Source organism: Gilliamella sp. wkB112 (genome assembly GCF_001690685.1).
GTDB lineage: Bacteria > Pseudomonadota > Gammaproteobacteria > Enterobacterales > Orbaceae > Gilliamella > Gilliamella apicola_J.
This window is the reverse complement of record NZ_LZGL01000017.1, coordinates 72,809-89,496: the sequence shown is the minus strand read 5'-3', so window position 1 is coordinate 89,496 and position 16,688 is coordinate 72,809. Positions and strand designations below refer to the sequence as shown.

Below are 16,688 nucleotides of genomic sequence, written 5' to 3'. Positions count from 1 at the left end.
GCGAACCAAGCTCCATTACAAGGATGAGTGGAGTATCGTAAACAACCCCACAAGACAGGATGTAATGTGGACGTTAATGTAAACTTAAGTAAGTAAATAAATATGACTGAATCTTTTGCTCAACTCTTTGAAGAGTCTTTAAATCAACTAGACACTCGCTCTGGTAATATGATCCGTGGTACTGTCGTTGCAATCGACAAAGATGTAGTGTTAGTTGATGCTGGTTTAAAATCTGAATCAGCAATTCCAGTAGAGCAGTTTAAAAATGCCCAAGGCGAATTAGAAGTACAAGTAGGCGACGAAGTTGATGTCGTGCTTGACTCAATTGAAGATGGCTTTGGCGAAACTATTTTATCTCGTGAAAAAGCTAAACGCCATGAAGCGTGGCTAACATTAGAAAAAGCAGTTGATGATGCTGCAACAGTTTTAGGTGTAATCAATGGTAAAGTTAAAGGTGGCTTTACGGTTGATCTTAATGGTGTACGTGCTTTCCTACCAGGTTCACTTGTAGATGTACGTCCATTACGCGATACTTCTCATATTGAAAACCGAGAAATCGAATTAAAAGTTATTAAATTAGATCAAAAACGTAACAACGTTGTGGTTTCACGTCGTGCAGTTATTGAATCTGAAAATAGCGCAGAAAGAGAACAACTTCTTGAAAATCTACAAGAAGGTTCTGAAGTTAAAGGTATTATCAAAAATCTTACTGATTACGGTGCTTTCGTTGATCTTGGTGGGGTTGATGGTTTACTACATATCACTGATATGGCTTGGAAACGTGTTAAACACCCAAGTGAAGTGGTTGAAGTTGGTCAAGAATTACTAGTTAAAGTACTTAAATTTGACAAAGATCGTTCACGCGTTTCACTTGGCTTGAAACAATTAGGTGAAGATCCTTGGGTTTCAATCGCTAAACGTTACCCTGAAGGTACTAAAGTAACTGGTAAAGTAACTAACTTAACTGATTACGGTTGCTTTGTTGAAATCGAAACAGGCGTTGAAGGTTTAGTTCACGTTTCTGAAATGGATTGGACTAATAAAAATATTCACCCATCTAAAGTGGTTAGCTTAGGTGATGTGGTTGAAGTGATTGTTCTTGAAATTGATGAAGAACGTCGTCGAATTTCTCTAGGTCTTAAACAATGTAAACCAAATCCATGGTTACAATTTGCTGAATCACACAATAAAGGTGATAAAGTTAGTGGTAAGATCAAATCAATTACTGATTTCGGTATCTTTATCGGCTTAGAGGGTGGTATTGATGGTTTAGTTCATCTTTCTGATATTTCTTGGAATTTACCAGGTGAAGAAGCTGTTAAAGCTTATAAGAAAGGTGATGACATTGAAGCCGTTGTGTTACAAGTTGATGCAGAACGTGAACGTATCTCTCTAGGTGTTAAACAATTAGAAGATGATCCATTCAATAACTTTGCAAGTAACTATAAAAAAGGCGCAATTGTTAAAGGTAAAGTCATAGCTGTTGAGGCTAAAGGTGCTACTATCGAAATCACAGATGGTATCGAAGGCTACTTAAAAGCTCAAGATATTGCTCGTGAACGTATTGAAGATGCAACAACCGCGTTGAGCGTTGGTGACGAAGTTGAAGCGAAAATCGTTAATATTGATCGCAAAACACGTGCAATTTCATTATCAATTCGTGCTAAAGATGAAGCTGATGAAAAAGAAGCTCTTGCTGCTGTAAACAATACTGCGACTCAAGAAGACGCGTCATTTACTAATGCAATGGCTGAAGCATTCAAGGCTGCTTCAAAAACTGAATAAAATTATTTATTCTAAAAGAAAAAGAGGGCTTGCCCTCTTTTTCTTTTGTGGTATAAAATAGAAAAAATGTATGCCACATATATAAAAAGGAGTGACCATGAACAGATCGGATTTAGCAGAAAAGATAGTAAGCTGGCGGGCACACCTTCCTGTGCAACTAGTGGATGATACTGTTAGAGATATAATTGAACAGATCATTTTAGCTATGGAAAGTAACGATCGTGTCGAAATACGTGGCTTTGGTAGTTTTAGCTTAAATTACCGAGCTCCACGTAAAGCAAGAAACCCAAGAACAGGTGGTAATGTTGAAGTTAAACATAAATATATACCACACTTTAAACCGGGTAAAGAATTGCGTGAAAGAGTTAACAATGCTGTGAAAGCATAATAGTTATACTTAAGTTTATTAAAAGCCTTTGAGTTGCATCAAAGGCTTTGTTGTTTTCAGATTACTGCCGTGGTTTACTCCAAATCAATATACTCAATTCATATTAATTTAAATCCAAATTCTAACTATTAATTAAATGTTGTTGAAATAAAATAACTAAATAAACTTTCAAAACCGATTAAACTGGAAGTTAGCTCCAAATTATTAGTTTAGATTATTTTTTGTTAATAACTGCATGTTAGGCTTTAGCATTATTTATTTTTAGTTGTTAACGATAATAACAATGCGTCAATTTTATTCCTTTGATTTGCTAGCTCTTGTTTTTTCGTTAGGTTGTTTGCCATTAATGTGGTTAGTGGTATTACCATCTAATAATCAGTGGTATTCACTGGCAGGTATTTTAGTTATTTGGGTATTGATCGTGCCCAATAAATTCTGTCATTATCGGGTAGTGATTGCTGTGTTTGTATTAAGTTTTTTATGGTCAACTGCTTACTCAAAACAATATTTAACTAATACAATTCCTTATATTGATAAAACAGTAATAGTACAAGCTAAAGTTACCAGCCTAAATACCCATGAACAATTTACGCAATCATCCTCCTACTATATAAAATTTGATATTTTTAATATAGATAATTATCCATTAGCTTCTACCATTCCGATTTCAGTTTACTGGGAGCAGCCAGATATGCCGATGGCAGGGCAAGATTGGCAGTTAAAATTAAAAACTAAAGTGGTACCTAGCTATTTGAATCAAGGTGGTTTTGATAGTCAACGTTTTTCCATTACTAATCGGAACTTATTAACAGCCAAGGTAGTGTCAGCTAAGTTGTTAAGTGCCGAATATAATATAAAGCAGAAGGTGGTTAACCAAGCTTTACTCTATATTAATTTATTCTCTTATCGGGACATTTTATTGGCATTAGCTTTTGGAGATCGCTCGCATATAGATAATGATAACCGTCACATTATGTTGCAAACTGGGGTAGCCCATTTAATGGCAATTTCCGGTATGCATATTGTAATGGTGTTTATGTTGTGTTCATTTATTTGCAAGCTAGCTTTATTTTTTGTTTCACAACGTTTTATTTATTATAGTATACCTGTGGTGTTTGGTTGGTTAGGTGCATTTTTTTATGCATGGCTAACTGGACTTAATCCTCCTGCATTGCGAGCTATTGTTGCGTTATCTGTTTGGATTTATTTGCGCTTTCAAAATTATCAAATTAGTTCGTGGCAGAAGATTAATCGTATCATTGCTGCTTTATTGTTATTTGATCCTTTAATGATTTTATCTGACAGTTTTTGGCTTTCATGTTATGCGGTGTTGAGCTTACTTTTTCTCTATGAATGGCTACCATTACCAAAGTTTATGCAACGTCAAAAACGCTGGTATTTAGTCAGACTTTTACATTTACAATTTGGTCTAATAGTGCTTTTGTTACCCATCCAGCTTTGGGTTTTTCATGGTATTAGTCTGGTATCAATATTGACTAATTTAATCGCGATTCCAATTATTTTATTGTTAACTTTCCCAGCCATTTTATTAGCATTGTTGTTTAGTTTAATCGATTGTTTCTATATTGCTTTAGGATGTTGGTTTATTGCTGAACAGTCACTTGAATGGTTATTTTATTGTTTAAATCAGGTTAACTGGGGTTGGTTTAATATCCCAACTAATAGTTTTTTATTAAGCCTGAGTGGTTGGTTAGCAATCATAGTTATACGTACTGAATGTTGGCGTCGTTTTTTTATGACTTTATTAGTGATATTGATAATTTTAGTTACGCCGTTTTTTAAACAACAAGATTTTTTATGGCGCTTGGATATTTTAGATGTTGGGCATGGATTAGCAGTGGTTATGCATAATGGTAATTCAGCAATTATTTATGATACTGGTGCCAAATGGGAAACGAGTTCAGCGATGCAACGCGTTATTATTCCATTTTTACAATGGCATAATTTAGAAGTACAAGGCATAATCATTAGTCATCAACATAATGACCATATTGGTGGATTATCAGAGTTACAACAACTTTATCCTAAAGCATGGATAATGAGTTCATCCTCAAAATTGAATAATAGTTATCCATGTATCTCAGGTAATAGTTTGACTTGGCAAAATTTGACTTTGCAAGTGTTATGGCCTGATAATTTAGTTGATTATGCCCAGAATGAAGATTCTTGCGTGATCCAAGTTAGTGATGGTCATTTTAAGGTATTGTTAACTGGCGATTTAGAGCGTAATCAAGAATATCAATTAATATCCAGATATCAACAAAAACTATTGTCAACTTTCCTGCAAATGCCTCACCATGGTAGTGGGACTTCTTCTAGTTATGCTTTTTTAAATTATGTGGCGCCAAATTTTTCTTTTGCTAGTACCTCTCGTTATAATCCATGGAAGTTACCAGCCCAAAAAGTTATTGCTCGTTATCAAAAGTTACATTTACCTTACCATGTCACGGCTAAATCAGGGCAAATTAGTTTATTGATTCGGCAAAACGACTGGAGTTTAAAAACCATGCGTACACAAATAACTCCAAGATGGTATCATGATTGGTTTGGTAGTTTGCCGATTTATGAGTAAAATAAGTAATCTTCAGGTGATGAGTAAATATCCCAATTTTAATACATTACCAAATATTAAGAGTGAAAATTAAGTTATGATAGAAAAATTATGGTACGGTAAAAATCACTTATTTTGGTTACTGTTACCATTTTCTTGGTTATATGGTTTGATTGCTAGTAGTCGGCGTAAATTATACCAATGTGGTATCTTAAAGTCTTGGCGTTCGCCAGTACCCATTGTGGTTATTGGTAATTTATCTGCTGGTGGTAATGGTAAAACGCCCTTAGTGATTAGTTTAATTGAGGTGTTAACAGCCAGAGGCATGCGCGTTGGTGTGGTGTCGAGGGGGTATGGTGGTAAGGCTGATGTTTATCCGTTATTGTTGAATGATAATACTACAACCAAACAAGCTGGTGATGAACCGGTACTGATTTATCAACGAACTAAAGTTCCAGTAGCCGTAGCACCTAATCGTTGCCAAGCAGTACAATTACTTTTAAATCAACATAAATTAGATGTAATTTTGACTGATGATGGTCTGCAGCATTATGCATTAGCTCGTGATGTAGAAGTGGTTGTTGTTGATGGTAAGCGCTTGTTTGGTAATGGTTGGTGGATTCCGGCCGGCCCTATGCGTGAACGAGCTAATAGGTTAGAATCTGTCGATTTAATTATAATCAATGGTGATAGTACGAATAATCTTGTCAAACAATACCCCAATAAAACCTATACTATGCAATTAACACCATTGTATGCGGTGAATTTATTAACCCAAGAAAAAAGAGAATTAACTAGTTTGCATAATATTTGTGCTATCGCGGGAATTAGTAATCCACAACGCTTTTTTACTATGCTAACTACTCTCAAAGCAGATGTTGTTAAAACCACATCTTTTGCTGATCATCAAAAATTCACTTCAACATTGCTGACTAATATTGCTAGTAATGAACAAACGCTTTTAATGACGGAAAAAGATGCGGTAAAATGTCGACAATTTGCATTACCGAATTGGTGGTATTTGCCGATAGATGCGGTACTGCCAAGTGCGGCAGTAGATCAGGTTTGTTCATTATTAACTAATATAAAATCACCAAGAGAATAAAAAATGAAACCAATACTCCTTAGCGCTATTGCTTGCCCTAAATGTCATGGTGAACTGCAATATGATGCCGAGCACCAGCAGTTAATCTGCCAAACTGATAAGCTGGTTTATGCAGTGAAAGATGGCATACCAGTGTTACTCGAAAATGAAGCTCAGCCACTAGTTCAACCTTTAGCATCAACCTCAATCACTCAAGAATAGAATATTAAGGCTTTAGTTATGAAATTTTCAGTTATTATCCCTGCTCGCTATGCGTCAAGTCGCTTGCCCGCTAAACCTTTGGCCGATATTCATGGTAAACCTATGATTGTGCGCGTAATGGAACAAGCCCAAAAATCATCGGCTAACCGGGTAATTGTGGCTACTGATCATCAGCAAGTTTTTGATGTAGTTAAAAGTTATGGTGGTGAAGTTATTCTTACTAGTGATAAACACAATTCCGGGACAGAGCGTTTAGCCGAAGTAATTAATGCTTATCAATTTGCAGATGATGAAGTTATTGTCAATGTTCAAGGAGATGAACCTTTAATTCCACCTATTATTATTGATCAAGTAGCAACCAATTTAGTGCAATATAAAACTGGCATGGCCACGCTGGCAGTTCCAATTACGTCAGTTGAGGAAGCCTTTAACACAGGTGCGGTTAAAGTTGTTACAGATAAAGATGGCTATGCATTGTATTTTTCCCGGGCCACTATTCCATGGGAGCGTGATCGCTTTGCTAAAGCCACCGATTTGTATAAGCAAACCAGTATTGGTGATTTTTATCTGCGTCACATTGGTATTTATGCTTACCGTGCAGGTTTTATCCGTAAATATATTAGTTGGACACCCTCAGCGCTTGAGCAGATCGAAATGTTAGAGCAACTTAGAGTGCTTTGGTATGGTGAAAAAATTCATGTTGAAGTAGCTAAACAATCACCTGCAATTGGCGTGGATACGCAAGAAGACTTAGAAAATGTAAGGGCATTATTTAAGGAGCAATAATGGCACAATTTACCGGATTTACTCAGGCTGGACTCAATTTTCTTCAAGATGCTTGGATTAATAATAGCCGATCTTGGTTTGAAGAACATCGTGCGGTTTATGATAATGATTTGGTCAAACCGTTTCGATTACTTGTTGAACAATTGACTCCTACAATGCTTAAAATAGATGAATGGTTTGAAACTCGTCCGGCAATTGGTAAAACCATATCTCGCATTTATCGTGACACGCGTTTTTCTCACGATAAATCTTTATACCGAAGTCGTTTATGGTTGACGTTTAAACGCCCCAATCGTGATTGGAAAGAGGCACCCGCTTATTTTTTTGAGGTTAGCCCGGATAGTTATCAATATGGACTTGGTTATTACTGCCCATCCAAGCAAACTATGGATATCTTCCGAGAAGAGATTTTAAATGATACTGCTAAATTTTTACAGGTTATCCGTTGTGTTAGAAAGCCATTTACATTGGTTGGTGAAAGTTATAAACGCCCGTTAATTAAACAGCAGGATGAAAAAATAGCAACTTGGTACAATCGTAAAAATCTAGCGGTTATGGTAAGTAATCAACAAATTGATGATGTGCTTAATGCTGATTTACCTAACAAATTAGCCAAAGGGTTTAAACAGTTAGTACCACTCTATGATTATTTTATGCGGGTGGAAATGATTAAAAATATCCCTAAACTATAATGGTTATCCAATTACAAGTTACTTATTGAATATGCAGTAGTTTAATAAAATTGTAATATCTAATCTTAAAAACTAAATATTGGGAAAATTCAAAATTAATTCTTTGATGCCATTAATTATGAATTGTGTACCAACACATACCAATAAAAATCCCATAATTCTGGAAGTGGCTTCAATACCACTTTTCCCCATAAAACGCATGATACTGCCAGCGCTACGCATGCAAAACCATAGAATAATGCATAACAGTAATGGTACTAAAATTGACGTTGTATAAACGACCCAAGTTGAAACATCATAGCCACCATTATTTACGGTGGAAGCCATACTAATAATCATGGCAATGGTTCCTGGTCCAGCTGTACTTGGCATAGCTAATGGTACAAAGGCAATATTATTTGATGGTTCTTTCTTTTTAGCATCGGCTTCCAAGGTTCTATGCGATGGTTGCTGTGGGAAAAGCATTCTAAAGCCAATCACCCCAACAATTAAACCTCCGGCAATTCGTAATCCGGGTATGGAAATGCCAAAAGTGCTCATAATTAGTTGGCCGCAATAAAATGAAGCAACCATAATAATAAATACATAAATACAAGCCATTTTTGACTGGTAGTTTCTCTCTTCGTTGGTCATATCACCGGACAGACCAAGTAACAACACTACCGTCGTTAACGGATTAGTTAATGGAATGAATAAAATTAACCCAAAGCCAACAGTTTGTATAAGCTCTAACATAGATTTATTTAATACCTAAAAACCAAAAAATTTGCATAACTATAAATGAAATAAGCAAAATATGATATATGGGCGAATAGTAATGACGCCCAATATTAAATAATATAGAAATGATGATTTAAAAAGGAATATCGTCATCAAAGTCCATTGGTGGTTCAGGTGCTTTTGGTTGAGATGTCGGTGCAGATTGATTTGGTGCGTGGGCTGCTGTTGCTGGTGCTGTTGAAACATTATTAGCACTTTGTCCCCAGTGTTGTGAACTCTCATTACCTTCACTATTACCACCACGTGAACCTAATATTTGCAAAGAACCACCGATAGGATTAACGACCACTTCAGTTGTATAACGATCCTGACCAGATTGATCTTGCCATTTGCGAGTTTGTAATTGACCTTCAATATATACTTGAGAGCCTTTTTTTACATATTCACCAACAATTTCAGCTAATTTACCAAAGACAACTACTCGATGCCATTCTGTACGATCACGATTTTCACCAGTTTGTTTATCTTTCCATGATTCAGAGGTGGCCACACTAAAATTAGCTACAGCACTACCATTTGGCATGTAACGAACTTCTGGATCTTGGCCTAGATTACCCACTAAAATGACTTTATTTATTCCTCGGTTTGCCATTATAAACTCCTAAAAATTGCACAAATATATAAGTTAGGTATTGTAACATGAGACGGAATTAACATCATCGATTTTAATTTAATATTGGAATATAGTCTTCAATTTGAAAATATATAGAAAGATTGGCTTAGACATAGGAATTTATTGCTATAACGAGTATAATGCCACACATTTGTTGATGCAATGTGCTAAAGAATTTTCCTCAAAGGAGGCCTTATGATTAATGCGTTTGGACTAAAAAACAAACAATTAGTGAAAATTAATGAAGGCGATATAAATAATGCGACCTGGATTGATTTAATTGAACCAGAAGAAGCCGATCGCGATTTTGTTTTAACTCATTTAGGACAAAATTTAGCAACGAGTATAGAACTTGATGACATCGAAGCATCAGCTCGTTTTTTTGAAGATAATGAAGGTTTGCACGTTCACTCATTCTTTTTTTATGAAGATGCCGAAGATCGTGCTGGTAACTCAACCGTGGCCTTTACAGTACATAATGGTCGTTTGTTTACGTTACGTGAACGTGATTTACCTGCATTTCGTTTATACCGTATGCGGTCTCGTTACCAAGGAATGAATGATGGTAATCCCTATGAAGTATTACTGGATTTGTTTGAAGTAAAAGTCGAACAGTTAGCTGATCAAATTGAAAATATATATAGTGAACTTGAAGAACTTAGTTTAATTATTATGGATCGTTCGGCTCAAGAGCATTATGACGAAGCTATTACCTCATTAGCTGAACTTGAAGACACGGCATGGAAAGTCCGCTTGTGTTTAATGGATAGTCAGCGTGCTGTTAACTATTTGGTCCGTCGGGCAAAAATGCCAGTAGATCAACTAGAGCAAGCCCGCGAAGTTATTCGCGATATTGAATCACTAGTGCCGCATAACGAGTCACTATTCCAAAAAGTGAATTTCCTCATGCAGGCTGCAACCAGTTTTATTAATATTGAACAGAGTCGAATTATTAAAATTTTCTCGGTGGTGTCAGTGGTATTTTTACCACCAACAGTGGTTGCTTCTGCCTATGGGATGAACTTTGAATTTATGCCGGAGTTAAAATGGGAATATGGTTATCCATTTTCTTTAATTCTAATGTTATTGGCAGGTGTGGCACCCTATATTTATTTTAAACTCAAAAAATGGTTATAGATTAAAGCCAAATATAATTAACATTAGAGCCAGTATTCACAATATTGCCTATTAGGCTATAGTAGCAAATAGCTATAATAGTTATTTTAATCAATGAATCGATTGTTTAATAAGAGTAAAACATGAATAAATATGCCCTAGTAACCGATATCGGTGGTACCAATGCCCGTTTTGCACTATATAATTTAGTTACTAATGAGTTATCTGCAATAACTAAAATAGTGATTGCTAAAGATGCGTTATTATTAACTTTGATTAAAGATTATATCAAAGCACAATCTGTACAAATTGATAAGGCTTGTATTGCTATCGCTTGTCCTATCGGTGATGAAGATGTGGTTAATATGACTAATAATGATTTGTCATTTTCTCGTTCAGAGTTAATTAAACAGCTTAATTTAACTAAGCTAGAGGTTATTAACGATTTTACGGCTATATCCTATTCGATCCCTAAATTAACACAACAAGATTTAGTTAAAATTGGCGGTGCAAAACCCAATCAAGACTATCCGATTGCGATTTATGGAGCAGGTACTGGGCTTGGAGTATCTCATTTAATTAAGGTTAACCAACATTGGATTAGTTTATCTGGTGAAGGTGGGCATACTGAATTACCTATGACCAATGCAGAGGAAGATAGTATTTTAGCGCAATTGCGTAAAAAGTTTGGGCGTGTATCAACTGAGCGTTTTTTATCTGGTAGTGGTTTGGTGAATATATATCAAGCGTTATTGCAAATTAATAACCAAACGTTTGTTGAAATTACACCAGAAGTTATTGTGCAACGAGCTTTGGCAAATAGTTGCCCAATTTGCTTACAAACATTAACTTACTTTTGCACTTTCATGGGACGTTTTGGTGGTAATTTGGCGTTAACACTTAATACTCAAGGTGGAGTATATATTGCAGGTGGTATTGTGCCACGGTTTATTGAGTTTTTTAAATCCTCTCCATTTAGAAGTGCATTTGAAAATAAAGGTCGAATGTCATATTTAATGAAAGAAATACCAGTTTATGTTATTACTCATGAAGATCCTGGCTTACTAGGTGCTGGTGTGTATTTACAAAATAGTCTTAACTGATGATAGAGGGTTGTAAGGATATTATTTTATGATGTGGTGTTACATTTATCGCAGTACTAAAAAAGAAAATTGTTATTTGTATATGGAAAATGAGAACGATTTTTCGGCAATTCCTGAAAAAATACTTTCAATTTTTGGTACTCCAGTATTTGTTATGAAGGTATTACTCGATGGTAAAAGACGTTTTGTGGTTGGTAGTTCTGATGAAATTGAACAAAAAATAAGAAATGATGGATTTTTTTTACAAATGTTATCGGAAGATGATTTCAAAGTATGATTGAGCCATTTTGGGAATATAAAACTTTAGACCAAATGACTGATGAAGAATGGGAACAGCTTTGTGATGGTTGTGGTCAATGTTGCCTCAATAAATTAATCGATGAAGATACTGATGAAATTTTATATACCAATGTTGCTTGTAATTTATTAGACTCAAATACTTGCCAATGTCGGCACTATCATAATCGATTTGATTATGAACCAGATTGTATTAAATTAACGCGTAAAAATCTTTTTACCATTGAATGGTTACCACTAACTTGTAGTTATCGCTATTTTTCAGATCATGGTCACTTACCTGAATGGCACCCACTCATTACAGGTAATAAAAAACAGATGCACAAATTAAAAATTTCGGTTAAAAATCGGATTGTTTATGAAAAAGATGTAATATGTTGGGAAGATCATATTATCTAAAAGGGAATCTTGATTCCCTTTTAGATATTTATGTTAAAGAATAAGCCACAAATTGCCAAACGCATCAATACCTAACATATTAAGGAAGATAAGAACAAATACTACGATCATAAATGAAATATCAATAATTCCAATTGGTGGCACTATGCGGCGAATAGGCGCAACTAAAGGCTCAGTTAACTGACTGAGAAGTTCATCTGCAATTGATTGTCCTCGGCTAACCCAACTTAAAATAGCCCTAAATAGTAGTAACCAAAATAGTAAATATCCTACCTCATGAGCTATAACTGCAAAAGCAAAGAACAGATAACTAATACTCCAAATAGGTGCATTAATCGTTCCAATATATAACACAAAAATAAGCTTAATAAGTGCAACAATATATAAAATGATCCATGTAGCGGTATCAAACTTTCCAATCGAAGGAATAATTCTGCGTAATGGCCCAATAATAGGTTGGGTAATGCGGACAATGAATTGAGTATATGGATTATAAAAATTGACACGAATGCGCTGCATCCATAATCGTAAAATTAAAATATACAGGCTAAAAGTTAAAATCGTTTTTCCTAAAAAGAAAAGCGCTATCATTTAAAACTCCTTAAGATAAGTATAGCCAGCAATATATCATAAATATTGGCGTGATCCAAAGATTGCAGTCCCAATACGCACCATGGTACTTCCAGCAGCAATCGCGGCTTGCATGTCACCAGTCATACCCATAGAAAGTGTTTTCATAAAGGGATAATCAATTTGCAATGACAGTAATAATTGTTGCATTTGTTTAAATATAATAAGTTGTTTATCATAATCATTTTCGATTTCAGGAATTGCCATTAATCCACGCAAACTTAAATTTGGTAGGGTGATAACTTGTTTAACTAATTCTGCTACTTGGTCTGGTGCAATGCCTGATTTACTAGTTTCTTGGCTAATGTTAACTTGAATAAGAACATTAAGGTTTGGCATGTTAGCAGGACGTTGATCACTTAATCGCTGGGCTATTTTTAAACGATCGATAGTATGCATCCAGTCAAAATTTTCGGCTACTAATTTTGTTTTATTAGATTGTAATGGACCAATGAAGTGCCAAACTAATGGGGTTTCTGGCAAAGTTTGTTTGAAATAATGGATTTTTTCCACACCTTCTTGAACATAATTTTCACCGAACGATAACTGCCCCGCATTAATTGCTTCTGTGATTTGGTTTACAGGTTTAGTTTTACTAACTGCAATAAGCTCAATTGTGCTGGGATCTCTTTCACATTCTAAGGCAATTTCCCGAATTTTATTATTTATAGCAAGTAAATTGTCAGGTAAGGTATTCATGTTAATTCCCAATTAATAATCGGTATGTCAAATTTAGTATTAAACTCAATATTAGCGCTTAGTGTAACTCAAAAAGCCTCAGATTTGCACCTTTCAAGTGGTGAATCAGCTTGTATGCGCATTAATGGACAACTGCAATTTTTTCCCGAACAAAAATTACTCCCACTCAGTTTAGAAACTGAACTTTTAAGTTTACTTAATGAATCACAAAAAGCACAATTACAGCAAAAAGGGCATGTTGATTTAGCTTATCAGGTAGCTGAAATAGGTCGTTTTAGAGTAAATGTTTTCTATCAGCAACGGGGAATTTCGGCAGTTTTCAGGATTATTAATCAATCTATTCCCACTTTGTTAGAAATAGCTGCTCCAGAAGTATTAAAACAACTTGTAAAAAATACACATGGAATTATTTTAGTTACCGGGGCTACTGGTAGTGGCAAATCAACCACATTGGCGTCTCTTATCCAACATATAAATCTAAATGAAGCTAAACATATTATTACTTTAGAGGACCCAATAGAATTTATTTATCAAAATGTACAGTCACTGATTCAGCAACGGGAAGTACCCAACTTCGAGAAGGCTATTGATAGTATATTAAGACAGGATCCAGACATTATTTCATTAGGTGAATTGCGAAATAAAGTAACGATACAAGTGGCATTAACAGCGGCAGAAACAGGACATTTAGTATTGGCTACATTACACACTAGTTCCGCCATTCAAAGTATTAATCGCATTATAGATGTGTTTAGTGGATCGGAAAGGGATTTTATTCGTGCTCAATTAGCCAGTAGCTTAAAAGCAATTATTAGTCAAAAGTTAGTTACAGATGGTCGTGGTCGCAAAGCTGTATTTGAAATACTAATTAATACTGCGGCGGTAAGCAATTTGATTAATGAAGGTAAAATTAAGCAGATTTTTTCGTTAATGCAAACTGGACAACAATATGGCATGCAGTTAATGCCAAATAATTAAATAATGTGTGATTTTATTAGTAGGATTAAAATGTTGTAGTTATGAGTTAATTAAATTATTTTGAAAAAGTTGTAACTGTCGTATTTACAATTTTGTAAAGATAAAAATCTAAGTTTTATGTTAAAAATACTCTATAATTAACTAATAAATATTTAATACAGAGGGCATAAATAAATGGAACAACGTATAGGCTTTATTGGTTTAGGTAATATGGGTAATGCTATATTACATGGAATTTTGGCTAGCAAAATTGTTACTGGCCCTCAACTTTTTGTTTATGACACTAATCCTGAAAAAGGGCAAGCACTAAATCAAACGTATTTGGTTAATAATTTGAACTCAGCTCGTGATGTAGCTAGAGAGTCTGATATCGTATTTATTGCGGTAAAACCTAATGTGATTATTGATGTATTAAATGATATCCAAAAAGAGTTAAAAAAGAATACTATCGTCGTGTCAATCGCTGCAGGAGTGACTATAAAAACTATTGCTAAAAGTGTTGGTTATGAACAAAAGATAGTAAGAGTAATGCCAAATACTCCAGCGTTAGTTAATGCCGCAATGTGTTCGATTACCCCTAATACCGAAGTCACCGAAGAGGAACTCGATATTATTCAATCACTATTAAATTGCATTGGTGAAACTGAAGTTGTGCCTGAATACTTAATTGATGCAGTAGTTGGAGCCAGTGGTTCATCGCCAGCATTTGTGTTTATGTTTATTGAAGCTTTAGCTGATGGTGCAGTAAAAGGTGGATTATCCAGAAAACAAGCTTACAAATTTGCCGCTCAAACAGTTATGGGATCTGCAAAATTATTGCTTGAAACAGGGAAACACCCAGGTGAACTAAAAGATATGGTATGTTCACCAGCAGGTACTACCATTGAAGGCGTGCAAAAACTTGAAGCTTGTGGTTTTAGGTCTGCGGTAATAGAAGCCGTTGAGGCCACTATTTTAAAATCTCAAGCGATGGCTGAAAAATAACTTCATCAATTTTATCCGTCTTAGTTATACTTTTGATCTAGTTTTACTAAGACGAATAATTGTTTATAAGTTAATAGCTATCACAGTAATTAATAAAATAGTTGGAAACATTCCTTGCATAAGCCTGCAATATATGAGTTAATAGTATTAAGCATATGACGTGCAGATTTATTTAGTAACATTTTGATATAAGCAGTTTGTAGTTTACTTTCTATCTTAGATTAGTATTAGTTTTCTTCAACTCCCCTCTCAGTGTTTATAAGTAGTCTAAGTTTTATGTATTTTGAATATGGCCTTATCGGCTGAGATTATTTTTAAAAGGAAGATTATTATGTCTAAGAAAACTGGTCAAGTTAAATGGTTTAATGAAAGTAAAGGTTTTGGTTTTATCTCTCCAACAGATGGTAGTAAAGATGTGTTTGTACACTTTTCTGCAATTTCCGGTGATGGATTCAAAACATTAGCAGAAGGTCAACAAGTAGAGTTCTCTATTCAAGATAGTCCTCGCGGTCCTTCAGCTGCGGATGTTGTTGCAATCTAATTCTTATCCTTACCTTTTATCTTATCAGTAAATTTTTACTGATAAGATTCTTTATTTATCTAGACTTACTTTTTCAATTTCAATATTATTGCTTAGGCAATAATAATTGATATTTTTTGCCTATTATAATAGTAATAAAATATATTCATATATAAGGATAAAATGAATGAAAAAATTAGTGTTTATTGTTGCTCTTATGGGCATGTCATCTATCGCGATGGCTGATTTATCAGCAACATGTAAAGCATATTTTGAGAAAGTTGATAAGTTAGTAAAGTCTTTACCTGATGATGCTGAGACTAAAGAACAGACTGAGTTATTTAAGCAAACTTTAGAATCTGGTAAAAAACAAGTTGCTGATTTACCAGAAGATCAACAAGATAACGCTTGTAAGCAAGGTGAAGAAGCGTTAAATCGATTGGAAGCCGCATTATTATCTAATGCTAAAAAATAAACCATTATAGCTAATATTGGTACTTATTTCAGTATTTATTATTATGACGGAAATCCCAAGGGGCAATTGGATTTTTATCTTTCCAAAGCCCTTTTTTATTGCTCTTAGCATTATCTTCTAGAGTGACCATTTTCTTATTCTTTGCCACACCTTTATAGCGGTAAGCCCAAGCATATCCATTTTCAACCATTTTAGCATTGATATCAACGCTATTTTTAATAATGGTGCCTAATGTTCTTTGGTAGACATCTTTGCCTTTATCCTTCACTAACACCGTGTCACCAGCAATTAAAGAGGCAAGATATTTTTTAGAAACATTGCCGTAAGCTTGGCGACTCTCTGGTGCATCAATGTCCAATAAACGAATGCGAATTTTTTGTTTTTTTTGTGTCAATACTTCAATGGTATCACCATCAATTACCTTAACGACTTTACCTTTAAAATCAGCATGGGCGAGAGTAATTAACGAGAATAATAAAATAAGACTAATAAAAAATTGTTTTATAAAATACATAATCGATGATAAATAACTAATATTGATAATATTATATACTGAGTGTAAATG

20 protein-coding genes are annotated in these 16,688 nt (G+C 34.7%); 15 read left to right on the top strand and 5 right to left on the bottom strand.

Annotated features, from left to right (window positions below; all coding sequences use genetic code 11):
• Window positions 1–102: 102 nt before the first annotated feature.
• From rpsA to A9G12_RS07075, 7 genes are all read left to right on the top strand, one after another.
• On the top strand, window positions 103–1,785 hold the full coding sequence (gene rpsA, locus A9G12_RS07105; RefSeq protein WP_065565159.1) for a 30S ribosomal protein S1: 1,683 nt from the start codon (window positions 103–105) through the stop codon (window positions 1,783–1,785).
• Between the two features lie 97 nt (window positions 1,786–1,882).
• The gene (ihfB, locus tag A9G12_RS07100; RefSeq protein ID WP_065565158.1) at window positions 1,883–2,173 is read left to right on the top strand and encodes an integration host factor subunit beta; all 291 of its coding nucleotides are present in this window, start codon (window positions 1,883–1,885) and stop codon (window positions 2,171–2,173) included.
• A 283-nt stretch (window positions 2,174–2,456) separates the two neighbouring features.
• Window positions 2,457–4,766 (top strand): DNA internalization-related competence protein ComEC/Rec2, encoded by a 2,310-nt coding sequence (locus A9G12_RS07095; RefSeq protein ID WP_081299691.1) that lies wholly within the window; start codon window positions 2,457–2,459, stop codon window positions 4,764–4,766.
• Window positions 4,767–4,842: 76 nt separating this feature from the next.
• The gene (lpxK, locus tag A9G12_RS07090; RefSeq protein WP_065565157.1) at window positions 4,843–5,850 is read left to right on the top strand and encodes a tetraacyldisaccharide 4'-kinase; all 1,008 of its coding nucleotides are present in this window, start codon (window positions 4,843–4,845) and stop codon (window positions 5,848–5,850) included.
• 3 nt (window positions 5,851–5,853) lie between these two features.
• The gene (locus A9G12_RS07085) at window positions 5,854–6,051 is read left to right on the top strand and encodes a Trm112 family protein (RefSeq protein ID WP_065565156.1); all 198 of its coding nucleotides are present in this window, start codon (window positions 5,854–5,856) and stop codon (window positions 6,049–6,051) included.
• An 18-nt stretch (window positions 6,052–6,069) separates the two neighbouring features.
• Window positions 6,070–6,837 (top strand): 3-deoxy-manno-octulosonate cytidylyltransferase, encoded by a 768-nt coding sequence (gene kdsB, locus A9G12_RS07080; protein ID WP_065565155.1) that lies wholly within the window; start codon window positions 6,070–6,072, stop codon window positions 6,835–6,837.
• Complete coding sequence (locus A9G12_RS07075) at window positions 6,837–7,529, top strand: DUF2461 domain-containing protein (RefSeq protein WP_065565154.1); 693 nt, start codon at window positions 6,837–6,839, stop codon at window positions 7,527–7,529. The genes kdsB and A9G12_RS07075 overlap by 1 nt, the downstream gene beginning before the upstream one ends.
• 72 nt (window positions 7,530–7,601) lie before the next feature.
• Here the strand turns inward: A9G12_RS07075 and A9G12_RS07070 are convergent, their stop codons facing one another.
• Window positions 7,602–8,264 (bottom strand): MarC family NAAT transporter, encoded by a 663-nt coding sequence (locus A9G12_RS07070; protein ID WP_065565153.1) that lies wholly within the window; start codon window positions 8,262–8,264, stop codon window positions 7,602–7,604.
• Between the two features lie 118 nt (window positions 8,265–8,382).
• Window positions 8,383–8,901: a single-stranded DNA-binding protein gene (locus A9G12_RS07065; protein ID WP_065565152.1), complete on the bottom strand. Its 519-nt coding sequence runs from the start codon at window positions 8,899–8,901 to the stop codon at window positions 8,383–8,385.
• Window positions 8,902–9,117: 216 nt separating this feature from the next.
• Between A9G12_RS07065 and corA the strand changes: the two genes are divergently transcribed.
• From corA to A9G12_RS07045, 4 genes are all read left to right on the top strand, one after another.
• Complete coding sequence (corA, locus tag A9G12_RS07060) at window positions 9,118–10,059, top strand: magnesium/cobalt transporter CorA (protein ID WP_065556855.1); 942 nt, start codon at window positions 9,118–9,120, stop codon at window positions 10,057–10,059.
• 122 nt (window positions 10,060–10,181) lie between these two features.
• Window positions 10,182–11,141, top strand: coding sequence for a glucokinase (locus A9G12_RS07055; RefSeq protein ID WP_065565151.1), 960 nt, complete (start codon window positions 10,182–10,184; stop codon window positions 11,139–11,141).
• 28 nt (window positions 11,142–11,169) lie between these two features.
• Window positions 11,170–11,418 carry a YcgL domain-containing protein gene (locus A9G12_RS07050; RefSeq protein WP_081299690.1) on the top strand — a complete coding sequence of 83 codons (249 nt, stop codon included), beginning with the start codon at window positions 11,170–11,172 and terminating at the stop codon, window positions 11,416–11,418.
• Complete coding sequence (locus tag A9G12_RS07045) at window positions 11,415–11,837, top strand: YcgN family cysteine cluster protein (RefSeq protein WP_065565150.1); 423 nt, start codon at window positions 11,415–11,417, stop codon at window positions 11,835–11,837. Before A9G12_RS07050 ends, A9G12_RS07045 begins: the two co-directional genes overlap by 4 nt.
• A 33-nt stretch (window positions 11,838–11,870) precedes the next feature.
• Here A9G12_RS07045 and A9G12_RS07040 read toward each other — a convergent pair whose 3' ends face one another.
• Both A9G12_RS07040 and A9G12_RS07035 read right to left on the bottom strand, forming a co-directional pair.
• Entirely contained in the window at window positions 11,871–12,428 is a 558-nt protein-coding gene (locus A9G12_RS07040) for a YggT family protein (RefSeq protein ID WP_065565149.1), read from the bottom strand.
• Window positions 12,429–12,464: 36 nt separating this feature from the next.
• Window positions 12,465–13,166 carry a YggS family pyridoxal phosphate-dependent enzyme gene (locus tag A9G12_RS07035; protein WP_065565148.1) on the bottom strand — a complete coding sequence of 234 codons (702 nt, stop codon included), beginning with the start codon at window positions 13,164–13,166 and terminating at the stop codon, window positions 12,465–12,467.
• Between the two features lie 24 nt (window positions 13,167–13,190).
• On the opposite strand from A9G12_RS07035, the gene A9G12_RS07030 reads away from it, so the two are divergent.
• The 4 genes from A9G12_RS07030 (at window position 13,191) to A9G12_RS07015 (ending at window position 16,123) form a co-directional block, all read left to right on the top strand.
• Entirely contained in the window at window positions 13,191–14,144 is a 954-nt protein-coding gene (locus A9G12_RS07030; RefSeq protein WP_081299689.1) for a type IV pilus twitching motility protein PilT, read from the top strand.
• Between the two features lie 174 nt (window positions 14,145–14,318).
• Entirely contained in the window at window positions 14,319–15,128 is an 810-nt protein-coding gene (gene proC, locus A9G12_RS07025) for a pyrroline-5-carboxylate reductase (protein ID WP_065565147.1), read from the top strand.
• 331 nt (window positions 15,129–15,459) lie between these two features.
• On the top strand, window positions 15,460–15,669 hold the full coding sequence (gene cspE, locus A9G12_RS07020) for a transcription antiterminator/RNA stability regulator CspE (protein ID WP_065565146.1): 210 nt from the start codon (window positions 15,460–15,462) through the stop codon (window positions 15,667–15,669).
• Between the two features lie 166 nt (window positions 15,670–15,835).
• On the top strand, window positions 15,836–16,123 hold the full coding sequence (locus A9G12_RS07015; protein ID WP_065565145.1) for a DUF5339 domain-containing protein: 288 nt from the start codon (window positions 15,836–15,838) through the stop codon (window positions 16,121–16,123).
• A gap of 28 nt (window positions 16,124–16,151) precedes the next feature.
• On the opposite strand, the gene A9G12_RS07010 is transcribed toward A9G12_RS07015, so the two are convergent.
• On the bottom strand, window positions 16,152–16,637 hold the full coding sequence (locus A9G12_RS07010; protein ID WP_065565144.1) for a thermonuclease family protein: 486 nt from the start codon (window positions 16,635–16,637) through the stop codon (window positions 16,152–16,154).
• Between the last annotated feature and the right edge of the window lie 51 nt (window positions 16,638–16,688).